Source organism: uncultured Parasphingorhabdus sp., assembly GCF_963975555.1.
Lineage (GTDB): Bacteria > Pseudomonadota > Alphaproteobacteria > Sphingomonadales > Sphingomonadaceae > Parasphingorhabdus.
Genome location: NZ_CAXBHH010000004.1, coordinates 109,815 through 125,103 on the forward strand (window position 1 = coordinate 109,815; position 15,289 = coordinate 125,103).

The 15,289-nt window shown below is 56.9% G+C and carries 15 protein-coding genes and 1 pseudogene; 2 read left to right on the forward strand and 14 right to left on the reverse strand.

The window, feature by feature from the left end:
• The first annotated feature begins 13 nt into the window (after window positions 1-13).
• Entirely contained in the window at window positions 14-1,321 is a 1,308-nt protein-coding gene (locus AAC060_RS10320) for a serine hydrolase (RefSeq protein ID WP_339825774.1), read from the forward strand.
• A 17-nt stretch (window positions 1,322-1,338) separates the two neighbouring features.
• Here AAC060_RS10320 and AAC060_RS10325 read toward each other — a convergent pair whose 3' ends face one another.
• The 14 genes and pseudogenes from AAC060_RS10325 to AAC060_RS10390 all read right to left on the reverse strand — a co-directional run bounded on the left by AAC060_RS10325 (window position 1,339) and on the right by AAC060_RS10390 (window position 14,425).
• Window positions 1,339-2,136, reverse strand: a complete 798-nt coding sequence (locus tag AAC060_RS10325) for a LysR family transcriptional regulator (RefSeq protein ID WP_339825777.1) — start codon at window positions 2,134-2,136, stop codon at window positions 1,339-1,341.
• The gene (gene apaG, locus AAC060_RS10330; protein ID WP_339826326.1) at window positions 2,133-2,531 is read right to left on the reverse strand and encodes a Co2+/Mg2+ efflux protein ApaG; all 399 of its coding nucleotides are present in this window, start codon (window positions 2,529-2,531) and stop codon (window positions 2,133-2,135) included. Before apaG ends, AAC060_RS10325 begins: the two co-directional genes overlap by 4 nt.
• Window positions 2,532-2,546: 15 nt before the next feature.
• Window positions 2,547-3,755 carry an aminotransferase class I/II-fold pyridoxal phosphate-dependent enzyme gene (locus AAC060_RS10335; protein ID WP_339825780.1) on the reverse strand — a complete coding sequence of 403 codons (1,209 nt, stop codon included), beginning with the start codon at window positions 3,753-3,755 and terminating at the stop codon, window positions 2,547-2,549.
• Window positions 3,756-3,764: 9 nt separating this feature from the next.
• Window positions 3,765-4,817, reverse strand: coding sequence for a 3-isopropylmalate dehydrogenase (gene leuB / locus AAC060_RS10340; protein ID WP_339825782.1), 1,053 nt, complete (start codon window positions 4,815-4,817; stop codon window positions 3,765-3,767).
• A gap of 48 nt (window positions 4,818-4,865) precedes the next feature.
• On the reverse strand, window positions 4,866-5,600 hold the full coding sequence (gene recO / locus AAC060_RS10345) for a DNA repair protein RecO (RefSeq protein ID WP_339825785.1): 735 nt from the start codon (window positions 5,598-5,600) through the stop codon (window positions 4,866-4,868).
• Window positions 5,593-7,530 (reverse strand): excinuclease ABC subunit UvrC, encoded by a 1,938-nt coding sequence (gene uvrC, locus AAC060_RS10350; RefSeq protein WP_339825788.1) that lies wholly within the window; start codon window positions 7,528-7,530, stop codon window positions 5,593-5,595. Before uvrC ends, recO begins: the two co-directional genes overlap by 8 nt.
• 136 nt (window positions 7,531-7,666) lie before the next feature.
• A complete protein-coding gene (locus tag AAC060_RS10355) occupies window positions 7,667-8,194 on the reverse strand; it encodes a F0F1 ATP synthase subunit B (protein WP_339825791.1) in 528 nt (175 codons plus the stop codon).
• Between the two features lie 23 nt (window positions 8,195-8,217).
• Window positions 8,218-8,703, reverse strand: coding sequence for an ATPase (locus tag AAC060_RS10360; RefSeq protein WP_339825794.1), 486 nt, complete (start codon window positions 8,701-8,703; stop codon window positions 8,218-8,220).
• A 174-nt stretch (window positions 8,704-8,877) separates the two neighbouring features.
• Window positions 8,878-9,096 (reverse strand): annotated as a pseudogene (locus tag AAC060_RS10365) (F0F1 ATP synthase subunit C); the annotation flags it as partial.
• Between the two features lie 40 nt (window positions 9,097-9,136).
• Window positions 9,137-9,889: a F0F1 ATP synthase subunit A gene (locus AAC060_RS10370; RefSeq protein WP_339826328.1), complete on the reverse strand. Its 753-nt coding sequence runs from the start codon at window positions 9,887-9,889 to the stop codon at window positions 9,137-9,139.
• A 45-nt stretch (window positions 9,890-9,934) separates the two neighbouring features.
• Window positions 9,935-10,285 carry an AtpZ/AtpI family protein gene (locus AAC060_RS10375; RefSeq protein WP_339825797.1) on the reverse strand — a complete coding sequence of 117 codons (351 nt, stop codon included), beginning with the start codon at window positions 10,283-10,285 and terminating at the stop codon, window positions 9,935-9,937.
• Window positions 10,286-10,618: 333 nt separating this feature from the next.
• A complete protein-coding gene (locus tag AAC060_RS10380; protein WP_339826330.1) occupies window positions 10,619-10,933 on the reverse strand; it encodes a YdbL family protein in 315 nt (104 codons plus the stop codon).
• An 80-nt stretch (window positions 10,934-11,013) separates the two neighbouring features.
• Window positions 11,014-11,199, reverse strand: a complete 186-nt coding sequence (locus AAC060_RS10385; RefSeq protein ID WP_339689702.1) for a YnbE family lipoprotein — start codon at window positions 11,197-11,199, stop codon at window positions 11,014-11,016.
• An 82-nt stretch (window positions 11,200-11,281) separates the two neighbouring features.
• Entirely contained in the window at window positions 11,282-14,425 is a 3,144-nt protein-coding gene (locus AAC060_RS10390) for a YdbH domain-containing protein (RefSeq protein ID WP_339825800.1), read from the reverse strand.
• 150 nt (window positions 14,426-14,575) lie between these two features.
• On the opposite strand from AAC060_RS10390, the gene radC reads away from it, so the two are divergent.
• Window positions 14,576-15,280, forward strand: a complete 705-nt coding sequence (radC, locus tag AAC060_RS10395; RefSeq protein WP_339825803.1) for a DNA repair protein RadC — start codon at window positions 14,576-14,578, stop codon at window positions 15,278-15,280.
• Window positions 15,281-15,289 lie beyond the last annotated feature (9 nt).

The following is a 15,289-nucleotide window of genomic DNA, read 5'->3' on the forward strand; positions in this document are numbered from 1 at the left end:
ACAGGAGATTATCGTGCGGTTCCTATATGTTTTCGCGCTTTGCCTTCTGCCTTTTTCCTTCGCCCTTATCGCAAGCCCTGCCAAAGCGCAGACACAATCCGATATTTCCAATCAGCTTTCGGCGCGCGCCAATGATGTGCTTCGACTGTTGCAAGGCGAAGAAATTGAAGCCGGGGTTTTCGACGAGAATTTTCGCAACGCGGTGCCGCCTGCCCAGTTCCGCGCGCTGACTGCGCAAGTCCGGACGCAGCATGGGCAAGCTGTCGAAATTGCCTCAATCACCCCCCGCAACGCCAATTCCGCGATCCTCAAGATACGTTATGAAAAGGCGATCGGTACGGTCAACATTGATCTCGAAAACACTCCCCCGCATCGTATTTCCGGCCTTCTCCTGACGGGGTTCGAAGCCGATGCCGGCTCGCTCGATGACGTCATTGCTGCGATTGATGCCCTGCCCGGTCGTCAGGGACTATTGATCCAGCCATTGGGCACGGCCGACCTCCCGCCTGTCGCCGCGATTGATCCCGACGGCCGCTATGCGATTGCTTCCACATTCAAACTCTATATCCTGGCCGAACTCGACCGGGCCGTGCGAGCCGGCGAACGGCAATGGTCCGATGTCGTACAACTGGGTCCCAAATCCCATCCGTCCGGTGTCAGCCAGAACTGGCCCGATCGGTCGCCGGTCACGCTTCATACGCTGGCGACGCTGATGATTTCGATCAGCGACAATAGCGCTACCGACACGTTGATCCGGATCATCGGACAGAAAAAATTGGCCGGGATTGTGAAAGCCGCTGGCCACCACGATCCGGACGAGTTGCGCCCGATTTTGATGACGAGGCAGGCCTCGGCTCTGAAAATGCCCGTGCATGAAAATCGGAGAGACAAATATCTCGCTGCTGATCCGACTGAACGCGAACGCCTGCTGACCAAATATGACCGCGCATTGACGCTCGACAGTATCGATCCGCGCATTTTGACCAACAAACCCAATTTCATCAATCAACTGGAATGGTTTGCAACGCCGGCGGATATCGTCAGGCTGCTCGCCTATCTCCACAAGAGCGCAAGCGCGGACACCCGGGCAATCCTGGCGATCAACCCCGGGATCGGACAGGACGCGGCCCGGAAATGGGCTTATTTCGGCTATAAGGGCGGATCAGAACCCGGGGTCTTGGCCTATAATTTCCTGCTGCGCTCCAAAACCGGAAAAACCTATGCCGTCACGGTCAACTGGAACAATGAAGAACAATCACTTCAGGAAAGCGAGCTGCTGGCGCTGACGACACGGTTGATAAATCTGCTGGGGGAAGAATAGCTAAAAACCCGGGAGGTCTATGCGGCGGCCAAGGCCTCGACCAGCGCCTTCACCTTCTGCTGCCGCCATTGCGGAAGCGGAGCCATCAGCCAGTAACCGCGCGACGAGACGCTGTCTTCGCCGATAATTTCTACCCGGCCAGCAGCAAGATCGCGCTGGACCAGCATTTTCGGAACCCAAGCATAGCCGAAGCCATTGACCGCCGCCTCTATGGCAAGACCGCCATCGGCAACCCGCATCAATGTTTCCTCGCCCTCGGAAATGGGGCAGCCCGGCCAGTCAATCTTGTTGCCGCCCTTCTGCCCCGGAGCAGAAACTTTCACGAACACGGTATCACCCAGCATCCTGCCTTCATGCTGGCCCGGGCCGTCACCCAGCCAGATTGCGACGTCGAGATTGGCTTCGGTGAAATCAATTTCATCGTCTGCAGCAACCAGCGCGAAACTGGTATCCGGATGGTCGGCGGAGAAACCGGCCAGTCTCTCGTTCAGCCATTTCTGGGTGAAGTCGCGCGGCGCGGCGATTGTCAGCTTGTGCGAAGACTGGCCCGACTGCATCGCCCGAACTGCTTCCTCGAATTGCAAAAAGCCGGAACGCAGCGCGTCCAGCCCGGCAGAGGCCTCATCGGTCAGTTCCAGTCCTTTGGGTGTCCGCCGGAACATGACAACGCCCAGCATATCCTCAAGCGCGCGGATTTGCTGTCCGACCGCAGCAGGCGTTACCGCCAGTTCATCGGCTGCCTTGGTAAAGCTGAGGTGCCGAGCGGCGGCATCGAGCACACGCAGCCCGTTCAATGGCAAATGGGTGCGCTTCATTGCTCGACCGTCGGTTCGGATAGAATAAAACGGGGAATACGAACTTCAAAAGCCGGTGGCGTGTCGCCTACCATGACAAAATGACCTTCCATCGAGCCCCTGGGGGTGTTGAGCGGGCAACCCGAAACATAATCATGGGATCTGCCCGGCTGGATGATCGGCTGTTCGCCGATTACTCCGTCGCCATCGACCATTTGCAGGCCACCGCGCTGGTCGTTTATCCGCCAATGCCGCGTCAACAGCTGCACCGCGGTGTCACGATGGTTCTCGATCCGCACATGATAGGCCCAGAACCAGCGCCTGCCGTCGATGTCGGATTGCTCCGGCAGGAAAGTCACCGACACGCGCACGGTGACGCCGTCGGTGGTTTCAGCAAACGGGAAGAATGATTCCATGGACATGATATAGAGTTAAAGCCCGACAGACGAAAGGGCCTGATCCAGGTCTTCGAGCAAATCGACCGGATCTTCCAGCCCGACGTTGATCCGGATCATGTCTTCGGTAATCCCGATCTCGAGTCTGCCCTCTTCTCCCAGCCCGTGGTGGGTGGTCGTTGAAGGGTGGCACATCAGCGAACGACTATCCCCGATATTATTTGAAATATCGATCAAATTCAATGCGTTGAGAAAGCCATGCGCGCGCGCGCGTCCGCCACCGACATAGAGCGAGAAGATCGGCCCGGCGGCCTCCATCTGGCTCATCGCCACATTATGCTGCGGGTGACTGGGCAGACCGGGGTGCAAGACTTTCTCGACCCGTTGCTCCAGAAACCTGCCTACTTCGAGAGCATTATCGCTCTGTCGGCGGATGCGCAGGTCCAGAGTCTCCAGTCCCTTGAGCACGACCCATGCATTAAACGCGCTTAAAGTAGGTCCGGTGTTGCGGGTAAAAGCGAGCAGCGGGCCTTCGATAAATTCTTCGGTACCACAGACGGCACCGGCCAATACGCGCCCTTGCCCGTCCATCATCTTGGTCGCGCTATAGGCGACCACGTCGGCGCCGAATTCCATCGGCCGCTGCAGGACGTTGGTGGCAAAAGCATTGTCGACCACGCTGGTGATGCCTTTGTCCCGCGCCAGAGCGCAGACGCTGCGGAGATCGATCACTTCCATGGTCGGGTTGGCCGGCGTTTCGAAAAAGAAAACCTTGGTATTCGGCCTGATCGCCTGCTCCCAATTTTCAATATCGCGGCCGTCTATCACGGTCGTTTCTATCCCGAATTTCGGCAGCAAACTGTCGGTCAGCCAGCGGCAGGAGCCGAACAAAGCGCGACTGGCAACGACATGGTCGCCCGCTTCCAGCTGGCAGAGCAAGGCTGCCGTCATTGCAGCCATGCCCGATGCCATGGTGCGGCAAGCTTCCGCGCCTTCCATCATCGCGATCCGCTCTTCCAGCATCTGCACCGTCGGATTTTGCAGACGGCTGTAGGTCATGCCGTCCTGGTCGCCGCTAAAGCGGGCAGCAGCATCCTCTGCACAATCATAAGTATAACCGGAGGTCAGGAAGAGGGCTTCGGATGTCTCGCCGAATTCGCTACGCATCGTTCCGCTACGGATCGCCTTGGTCGCCGGGCGCCAGTTCTTGGTGATATTACGGTCTTGGCCAGTGTTTCTTTTCATATTTCTTTCCTAGCCTTCCGTCAGCTGCGCGACAATAGCATCGCCGATTTCCGTGGTTGAAGCCTTGCCGCCCAGATCATGGCCGAGAACCCCTTGAGCGAGCACGGCGGCAACCGCTGCTTCGATCCGGTCCGCCTCGGCGTCCATAGCGAAGCTGTGCCGCAACATCATCGCTGCGGACAATATCATAGCCGAAGGATTGGCAATGCCCTGCCCTGCGATATCGGGCGCGCTGCCGTGGATGGGTTCATAGAGGCCCTTGGTGCCTTCGCCGAGCGATGCCGACGCCAGCAGGCCAATCGAGCCGACGCACATGCTCGCTTGATCGGAAAGAATATCACCGAACAGGTTGCCGGTCACGACCACATCGAACTGGCCCGGGTTGCGCACCAGCTGCATCGCCGCATTATCGACATACATGTGGCTGAGCTCGACTTCGGGATATTCGGCCGAGGTCTCGATCATCACGTCGCGCCACAATTGCGATGTTTCCAGCACATTGGCCTTGTCGACCGAACAGAGTTTCTTACCGCGCACCATGGCCGTCCGAAAAGCGACATGCGCGATGCGCCGGACTTCGCTCTCGTCATAGGACATGATGTCATAGCCTTCGCGCAGGCCATCCGCCGTCTTGCGCATGCCTTTCTCGCCAAAATAGACATCGCCGTTCAGTTCACGGACGATCACAACATCGATGGTGCGTGCGATTTCGGGTTTGAGGCCGGAGGCATCTTCCATGCCCGGAAACATTTTGGCGGGTCGCAAATTGGCGAAAGTCTGCATTTCCTTGCGCAGACCGAGTACCGCTTGCTCGGGGCGCAGGTGGCGTTCCAGATTGTCGCAGGACGGATCACCGACCGCACCGAACAGGACCGCATCGGCCGACTTCGCCAGCGCGACGGTTTCCGGCGGCAGAGGATGGCCATGGTTACGATAGGCGATACCGCCAACATCGGCGTGCTCCAGTCGCAGGTTCGGCAAGCCCATAGCTTCCAGAACGCGCAGCGCCTCGACCATGATTTCCTGACCAATACCGTCTCCGGCAAGCACCGCAATATGCATGAAATTTCCTTCTTGTGAATGCGCCGCTTCCTGCCGAGAATCGCGCGATTAGGCAACCACCCTTTTCAGCCGATCGACAAGAACCGAGCGCGCAGCCATCACATCCTTGCGGCGGTCGTCAAAGAAATGGCGTTTCAGGAAAAAGCCGGTGACGCGCAATCCGTCAAATATATCCTCCCATTCAGGGGTTACCGTCTCTTTCAGAAAGGCCGGGAGCGGCAAAAGGCGGTCCTTGTAAAGCGCTCCCGCTCCTGCGCTGACCGCCATCGCGCTCTTGGGACTGATATAGACGAGATCCTCTACCGAACCGTTTACCGCGCATTTGTCCAGCGCGAGCCCGAAGCCCAGTTCCGAGAGCAAAAGCAGCTCGTAGCGCACCAGAGCCACCGCCCAGCCCTTGGCAGATGGAGCACCGCAAATCGCGTCTAGCAAAGCGGACAAAGCGGAATGGATTTGCGGATAGCTATGTTCTTCCGGCAAGATCGCAGCGGTCAGGGCCGTCACCCAGTCCAGGGCTGCGCTGGCCAGCGGTTCGCCCAGAAACGGCCCCCTGCTCTGCTCCAGTTCCGCCGTCATCGACGCCAGCTGCTCCTCGGTCCGAGCGCGATAATCGGCCTGCACAATATTGGACGGGATCAGTATCGGACGCATATTGCGCGAGTGCGCGCCGCGCACATAGCCGGACACCAGACCGTTTTCGGGTGTTAGCGAGCGCACGACCGCGCCATGTTCGCCGTGGGAACGGACCGAGCAGATGATCGCGGAGGTGCGGAGACTAGCCATGGAAATAGTCGTAAATCTTCTGCGCCACCGTTGCCGACACGCCGGGTGCGCCCTGCAGATCATCGAGCGAGGCATTCTTCACAGCACGAGCCGTCCCGAAATGCAGCAGCAGTGCCTTTTTCCGCGACGGTCCTATGCCCGGCACATCGTCGAGAGAGCTATGGCCGACGGATTGGGCCCGTCTGGTCCGGTGCGCGCCAATGGCGAAACGGTGGGCTTCGTCGCGCAGCCGCTGGAGATAGAAGAGCACCGGACTGTTCATCGGCAGGTTGATCTGACGGCCGTCGGGAAGATGGAACGTCTCACGCCCCGCGTTGCGGTCCGGTCCTTTTGATACGCCGATCATCACGACATCCTCGACACCGATTTCGGCGAGCGCGCCGCGTGCCGCGCTCATCTGGCCTTTGCCGCCGTCGATCAGCACCAGATCGGGCCATTCGCCCTTGGCACGGTCCGGGTCTTCCTTTTGCGCGCGCGAGAAGCGCCGTTCGAGCACTTCGCGCATCATCGCGAAATCGTCGCCCGGCACGATATCGGGGTTTTTGATATTGAATTTGCGATAGGCGTTCTTGCGGAAACCCTCGGGTCCCGCAACGACCATGCCCCCGACCATATTCGTACCCTGGATATGGCTGTTGTCGTATATTTCGATACGATCCGGCACCGCGTCCAGTTCCAGCAGTTCGACCATCTCGCGCATGATCTTCGCCTGGGTGGAGGTTTCCGCCAGACGCCGATCAAGCGCATCCTCGGCATTGCGGCTGGCCTGCGTCAGCAATTTCCGTCGATCCCCGCGCTGGGGCATCGATACGCTGACCTTATAGTCGGCCTTCGTACTCAGCGCTTCCGCCAGCAGCTCCGCATCCGGCAATTCCCGGTCGAGCAAGACCAGTTTCGGCGGCGGCATCTGTTCATAAAATTGCATCAGGAAGCTGGAGAAGACTTCTTCAATCTCGACGCTGGTGGTGTGGGCGGGGAAGAAGCTGCGATGGCCCCAGTTCTGGCCCCCGCGAATGAAAAAGGCCTGGATACAGACGGTCGATCCCTTGGCCGCCAGCGCGAAAATATCGGAATCCGGCAATCCCTGCGCATTAATCGCCTGACTGCCCTGAATGAAGGTCAGCGCTCTCAGCCGGTCGCGGTAAACCGCCGCCATTTCGAAATCGAGACTCTCGGAGGCTTTCTCCATCGCGCCACCCAGCTTGTGCTGCACATCGGTCGATTTGCCGGAGAGAAAATCGCGCGCATCCTCGACCAGTTCGGCATAATCTTCCTTGCCGATCCGGTCGACGCAGGGCGCGGAGCAGCGCTTGATTTGATAGAGCAAACAAGGCCGCGAGCGGTTGTTGAAAAAACTATCGGTGCAGGATCGCAAAAGAAATAGCTTCTGCAACGCGTTGATCGTCTGGTTGACCGAGCCGGCGCTGGCGAACGGACCAAAATATTGCCCCTTGATCCGCTGCGCGCCGCGATGTTTCGTAATCCGCGGAAAATCATGGTCGTCGCGGAGCAGGATGAAAGGGAAGCTCTTATCATCGCGCAGCAACACATTGTAAGCGGGCCGGAATTTCTTGATCAGTTGCGCTTCGAGCAACAAAGCCTCGGCTTCACTGCCGGTTGTGACGATTGTCATCGAGCGGGTTTGTGCAACCATCCGCATCAATCGCTGCGGCAGCCGGTTCATCTGGACATAGGCACCAACCCGGGACTTTAGCGAGCGCGCCTTGCCGACATAGAGCACGTCGCCACGCTTGTCCTGCATCCGGTAGACGCCGGGCCGTGTGGGAAGTGTATTCAGGACCTCGCGGATCGCCGCCATCCCGGCTTCGAGATCGGGCGTATCGCCCTCCCCACGCACCGCATAGGTCGCTTTATCCTCGTTGAAACGGGAAGCAGCATTGGGATGATCGGGACGGTCGGCTTTGGACATGGAGCATATCTAGGGCGGCATGGGACGCAATGCCAGAATCAATCGTTCCGGCATTCCCGCAAAAGCAGAAATCCGGAACGGTGATGTGAAATCAGATTTGAAAACCGGGTCTCCGCCTGAGCGGAGGCCCAGCGGCTCAGTTCAGCGTTTTGCCGATATCGCCAATGGCCTTGTCGATCAAAGCCTTGTCCGCAGCTGCGTCATGGCGCGCAGCAATCAGTGCCTGCGCCGCCTGGGTTGCAGCAGTAGCAGCCTTGGCGCGAACCGCTGCGATAGCAGAACGTTCTGCCGCACCGATCTTATCTTCTGCCATTTTCTTGCGGCGGGCCAGCAACGCTTTCGTGTCAGTCGTTGCCTGTTCTACCAAAAGAGCAGCTTCTTTCTCGGCGCTATCCATCATCGCTTCGACTTCAGCCTGAGCACCAGCGGTCTTCGCTTCATATTCTGCTTTCAGCGCTTCTGCTTCCTTGCGGAGGTTGGCAGCTTCATCGAGCGTTTTCTTGATCTCGGCGATCTGGTTATCCAGTATCCCGCCAACGATTTTCGGGACTTTCGTCCACAACATGATTGCAAATACGATCAGAACGCCAACCGCCACCCAGAATGTTGGATCCTGCAACGGTCCGACAGCTCCAGCGCCTTCAGCCAAAATAGTCAATAGCATATTCTATCTCCTTCAGCAGGCGCTTAGAAAGCGGCCTTGACCGCCTTTTTTGCATCGGTCGCGGTAACCTTGGCACCGGAAACCGTTTTCACAATAGCCTGAGCGGCTTCTGCCGCCACGGCTTCAATTTCCTTCAAAGCGCTGCTCTGCGCAGTCTTTAGCGCAGCATCGGCTTCATCCGCTTTTTTCGCAAGAGCGGTATCCGCACGCTTGATAGCGGCCTCATTCTTCTTCGCGACCTTGGCTTTGGCGTCATTAACGATCGAGACAGCATCGGTCCGAGCATCATTGATGCTGGTGCGATAATCCGCTTCGATCTGCTCGGCTTTGTCCTGGCCGGCTTGCGCCGCAGCAAGATCGTCGGAAATCCGTTTTTGACGATCATCAACAGTCTTGCTGATTTTCGGCACCATATTCTTGGCGATGCCGAAATAGATGATGCCGATGACGATCAACAACCAGAAAAACTGGCTGCCGTAGACTTCCATAAGCTGACTAATTTGAGGCATTATTCACCTGACAGTTCGAAACGCTAAATAGACAAGGTCAAGCGGGCTGGCAAAACCAGCCCGCCCGAACGATTATTCTGCTGGCGCTACGACCGCAGCTTCTTCAGCTACCGGTGCGTCAACAGCCGCTGCTTCGACAACTACAGCTTCAACCGGAGTTGCCTCTGGTGGAGCGTAGAGAATCATCATCGCAACAGCGAAAGCGATCAGTCCGAGCAATTCAGCAGCAGCAAAGCCGATGAACAGACGTCCCTGCTGGCCGTCAGCCGCAGATGGGTTGCGCAGAGCGCCTTCGAGGAAGGATGCGAAAACATTACCAACACCGGATGCAGCAACACCGATACCGATTGCAGCGATACCAGCGCCGATTACTTGTGCAGAAGCGAGATCCATTTTTTAAACTCCGTATTGAAAAATTAGGATTGAAAGTGACTTAGTGAAGATTTTCCGCATCGCTGATATACAGAGATGTCAGAAGAGCGAAAACATAGGCCTGGATTGCGCATACCAGAAGTTCCAGCGCGCTGACAAATGCGATGAAGAGGATGCTCAGCAACGCGATACCCCACGAGGCACCGCCCGCGTCGATGGCCTGGACCACGAAGCTTGCGAACACCTTGATCAGAATGTGGCCAGCAATCATCGCAACGAACAGCCGCAACGCGAGGCTGAACGGACGGACGAGGAACGACAGAAGCTCTACCGAAAAAATCAGCGGCATCATCCACAACGGCGTGCCGTGCGGGATAAAAAGGCCGAAAAACTTGAAGCCGTGTTTCCAGAAACCGACGATCAATACGATCGAGAAGCTGATCGCCGCCAACAGGCCGGTGACGGTGAACTGGCTGGTCACCGTGAACGGGTGAATACCGGGAATGATTCCGAAGGGCATCATGCCGAGCAGATTTGAAAATAGAATGAACATGAACAAGGTGAAGACCCAAGGCGTATATTTCTTGCCGTTGGGGCCGATGCTGTTGGCAATGATATTGTCGATAAAACCGACCACGCCCTCAACCATCACCTGCCAACGACCGGGAACCAGCTCGCGCTTCATTCCACCGATCATGAACACATAGAGAAGCGCCAGAACGACGAACATCCATAGCGCGCTGTTGGTGAAGCTAATCTGCTGACCAAAAAGAGTGAAGCCATCAAAGATGGGCTGCACTTCAAACTGGTGCATAGGATCAATTTTGCCTTCGGTAGCCACTAATCTAACCCCTGATCGTCAATCATCATCATCTGGTAACGCCGTACCGATGTCATCCACCGGCTGGCTCGAAATCATATAAATTTTCCTGAACGCTACTCCGATCCCTAGGAAGAAGAATAGCAACAGGAACAATGGCGTCGTTCCCAGCCAGGTGTCAAACAGCCACCCGAGTAGGAAACCAGCAGCCACGCCTCCGATCAAATAGCTTAGCACCCTTGCGCCGAGCCGTTGACTTTCGTCTGGCCCTTTGTTCCGGTGCCCCGCTTTGATCCGCTCTCTATTCTGTGCTGTTTCCAGTCGCTCATCCAGCGATGAAACCCGCACATCCTCTTCGAGGGGATCCCGATCAGATTCGCTTGCTGCCATTACAACTCCTATAAAAACCCCGAAGGGCGCCAAAAAGAGCCATAGATAACAGCAGGCCGACCCGCCAAGGCGCGGTCCGTTTAGGAAAGCAGCGTTCCCAAGTCAACAGCAATGCTGCAATGCGGAAATTAGCTAGTTTATAAGGGGATTTTCGCGCACCGGAGCCTTCTCCCGATGGCCGGAAAAGAGTTGATATAAGAAATATCGATCGCGCGCGGATAGCATTGGACTTACGTCCGCGATTGTAATTCGGCCAACCGACCGGCCCATGACAAAAAAAGGCGCGCCAGCATAGCTGACACGCCCTTCTCTGGTAATTTTCTGTGGCCTAGCTCAAGGGCAACGCGAATCGCGCACCGGATCAGAACTGTCCCGCGTATTCCAGGTGCCGCTCGGCGTTTGATATTTTTCGCCGGCCGATGTGCGCATGATCAGGTTGCAACCCGAGGTGAAAGCAAATTGCTCGACCGTCGAATTGGTTTCCTGTGCCTTGCGGGTATAGGCCGCCTTGCGTTTGATATTGATATCCTCGACCAGCGCCTTGATTGCAGGAGAAGGGGAAGACACATAGCCAAGATAGCCGTCCGGCTTTTCGCCAATCTTACCGGCTGACCGCGCCGCTTCATAGGCAGGATCGCGTTGCGCCATCACGGGTGCGGCGACAACCGCCGTTAAAACTAGTCCGCCGATTACAGCCAAAGCCTTGTTTTTCTTTACATAGTCAAACATCAGAAAATATCCGCTTCCTCGTTGATTAAACTTTTTGCATCGCCGTCAAGACGATAGACCACTTCCTGCTTGATGTTGATATTGAGGTTGATGACAATCGGCTTGTCCGGCGCAGTGACCTGCACGCAGGCCGAAAGCCCTATTGATGCCCCCAGTATCAGGCCGGCAGTGGTTAAACTCCTCATATTGCGCCGAATCGCACCATATGGACGATCCGTCAATTGACTTGTCTGATAAAGCATCATCGCTTTCCCCTGGCTGAATGGACTATTCATCTTCTTCTAGAACCTTCACCGCGGCTTTGGCCCGGTTCTCCTGCGCTCGCAGCAGTGCCGGCAGATTTTGCCCGACCAGTATTTCCGGTTCATAATAGGATTTGGCGCTGCTCATCAACTGCATGAAGGGCGCCTGGATCCGGACGTTAAACTGGATCGGAATACGGGCAAGTTGCTTGGTGATGAAATTGCGGCTCGCATCATCGCCCTGTTGCAACCCGTCAAATTTCACCTCGGTGATGATTTCGCCAGCGATGTCGCCATCCATACCAATCGTGAGATTGCTATATTTGATCGATTTAAGCGCGTTGAAGGCAAAATTGGCCATGGTGCCCATATCTTCATAGGTCAGCTCTCCGACATAGGCGAGCGTTCCGCCGCCTTCCCGCGCCACCAGATAACCGCCGACGACCCGGCCGCCGTCCTGATCGAAGACCATCGGCAGCTTGCCGTCAAATACGCCGGTTGCGGTCATATTCTCGAAATCAAACTGGGTCAGGAACTGGGCGGCATCAACGCCTTCGACGGTGAATTGCAGCCGTCTTTCCGCCTCTTCGCTGAGATCCAATATGGTTGGCTCGAGATACAGCTGGCCACCCGCAAAAGGCCATTGGCCGCCCTCGACCTGCATTTTAAAGTCCGGCAGTAAACGATAGCGGATTTGTCCGTTAAAGACCGCAACGCCGGGATTTACCTCCGACAGGGTCACAATCTGGCCTGGTGCAGTTTCCAGCGCGAGCAGATCGGAGAAATTGATTTCGCCTGACAGGCCGGTGACCGGCCCAAAGGCCGCCGCGAGGTTCAGGCCATTGGTCCGGAAGGTCCCGGTACTTTTAATGCCGTTTTCAGAAGCATCCCAGTAAATCCGCCCGACGCCGGATATTTCACCCTGGACATTGGCGATCACCCCCAGAGTCAGCGACGTCAGCTGTTCCGGCTGCAGCTTGTCGTTGAACATCAGCGACTGCACGTCGATCAGTGCCCTGCCCTCACTGTTCTTCAGAGCATGAACGATATCGATGGCCGCAACAGCGGTCAGCGTTTCCGGTTCCCGAAGCCAGCCGGTTGCCGTCAGGTCACTGCCGTCAAAACCCAGCTTGGCGTCGTTGCTGACCAATGGCCGGAACCGTTCCACCGGTTGCTCGTCGCGGACCAGCAGGCTGGCGTCGGCCAGGAATTTGCCATTTTCATAGCGCCAGTCCCCTTCGACATTTTCCATCAGCAGCGGGACATTGGCGACCTTTCCGGAGGCTCCCTCGATCCGGCCTGAAAGATTGCGCCCGAAAGCCGCGGTCAGCACGGCCATGTCGAGGCTCGTCATACTGCCCGCCGTTCCCAGCCGGACACCGACATTTTGTGCCTTCAAGCCGTTGGCCAGTGAAAATCCGAGCGCGCCGCTCGAAATGGCCAGTGGCGTACCGCCAACATCGCCGTTCAGCTTGAGCGAAGGCGCATTGGCCGCGATATTCACGCCCGATCCGTTACCGGAAACGATGGCATCGCCTTGCGGACATAGGCGCGCGCTGGTCGGCCCTGCGTTCAGGGATGCAGTGCGGAGGCTGGCAAATTGCAGGTTGATACATTGGCGGAACAGAGCAAAATTGCCGTTCCGCGATACATAACCGCTAACCGGCACTTGCAGCCCGGTTATCTGTCCATCACCCAGCGGCCCGGTCAAAATTATCCGTCCGTCGACATTGGTCCCGCCCTGCCGCGTTGGCGAAAAGGCCATGGCAGGAATTTTCAACTGTGCCGAACCGGCCTGAAAATTCGCCATTTCGAGCCGTCCGGAAAATCCGCGTGACAGGCTGCCGTCGTCTAGGACAAATTTGGCGTTGGGAAAACCGCCGCCTTCCAGCCTTATATTTCCATCAGCCAACATCCGGATATTCTTGTCGGTAAAGGCCAATAGCAACGGATCACTCAGGTCCAGCGTAGCGCCGGAACGCGAGCGAGCGGTAAGCGCATTGAGCGAAAGCGTCGTCTGCCCGGCCGCTTTCGAAAATTTGATGTCGCTGGATATATCCAGCTGATTTCCAGCCTGCTGAACGGCTTTTGCGAGCCGGTCTACAATTGGGCCAACCGGCGTACCTGTTGTCGATGCCGACAGGCTGCCCGCCTGCCGCAACAGATTTTGCGCCACCTGAACACCGCGAATTTCCGGCTGCCCGGCATAGCTCGCGGTCAATGGCCCGGCGCCATAGCCGAGCGCGAACGGCCCTTTGATCCTCGAGCTATCGGCGCGGCCATATGGTGATTTCAACCCGCTTGCGGTCAGATCGACGTCGCCTTTGCTCTGTTTGAAATCACCGGCCAAAGTCACTGAAGCCCTGATTTCCTGACCGCTATAATCGGCATAGCGAAGCGGCCCGCCGAGCAAACCGACTTTACCCGACCAGCTGGCCAAATCCTCACCTAGATCAACCGAGATCTGAGCGGCGAAATCTTCTGCTGTCAGGTCGAGATCGCTGCAATTCACGCCGGGCAGCCGCAACGGCCCCTGCAAATGAGGTTTCTTGCCGCGAATCGCGATCTCGCCGAAAAAGGTCGGCTTCTCTATCGCGCAGCCGCCCGCGGCCAGATTCTCGCTGATCGCCGCGATTTCTCCGCTGAAGCCATCGTGCAACTCGCCCTGACCGTTCAGCGCCAGCCCGATGACGCCATATTCGCTGTCGATCCGCAGCTTTGCATCGCTCAGCCCCAGCCACATATCCGGCAGCGCCAGCGGACTGTCATCCTCGGGATCGGTAAATTTGTCGAGTTCGCCAAAACTGAGCTTGCCGTTTTCCAGCCGTCCGAACAGCTTTACCCCGCTTGCCCGAACCCAGTTGATACCCACACCACCCATAGACAGACTATTGCCGACTTCGACCAATTCGGCGGTCATGTCCGGATTTTCCGGATCACCGATCACCAGATTGCGAATGACCTGTTTGCGTAGACCGATATCTTCAATCTCGTAGCTGGCCGCGACATCCATCTGGTTCAGTTCGGACTGGATGACATTGTCGGCGAGCGTGGTCCGGCTGATCCACAGGACGACCAGCGCGAGCAGAATCAGAACAAGCAATATCCCGCCGAACAGTCGAAACCGGGAGCGGCGACCGACAGGGTCATTTGCGATTTCTTCATCCATCGCGGCTGAAATGCATAAGTCTTCCTTAAGTTGCAATGTACAAGTGTCTGAAGAGACGAGTTTTCACACCTTTATTCCAATATTGGACATATTCGGCCTGTTTTCTGCTTATCGAATAAGTTCTCCGTTTGTTCTGATTATAAACAACACATGGCCCCGGAACATGAAATCCAGTCAAGCTCGTCGCAGCACCGCAGCGGCCATCGCGCGCGGCTGCGCCAGCGGATTCTAACTGGTCAGGGCAATTCATTACACGATCACGAACTGGTTGAATATCTGCTCGCGCTCGCCATTCCGCGTCGCGACACCAAGCCACTCGCAAAACAATTGATCGAGGAATTTGGAGGGTTTCCAGGCCTTCTCGTCGCTGACGCCGATGCATTAGGAAATTTCCCCGGCATGGGCGAGACCAGCGTCGCGGCGCTAAAAATTGTCCAGCTCGCCGCATTACGCCTGATTTCCGCGCCGGTGCGGGAACAACCGATATTGGCGAGCTGGCAGGCTTTGCTCGATTATCTGCGGGCCGACATGGCGCATCTCGATCACGAACGGGTGCGGATATTGCATCTCGACAGCAAGAACCGGCTGATCCGCGATGAGCTGGTCAGCGAAGGATCGATCGATCAGGCGGCCATCTATACCCGTGAAGTCATAAAGCGCGCGCTTGCTCTGGGATCAGCAGCGATCATCCTCGTCCACAACCACCCCAGCGGCGACAGCACCCCGAGCCGGCAGGATATCGCGATTACCCGGGATATATGCGACGCGGCTCTTACGCTTGGCATCGCGGTCCATGACCATATCATCATTGGCAAAGACGGCCATACATCCTTTCGGTCGAAGGGATTAATCTAGTGAAATAGG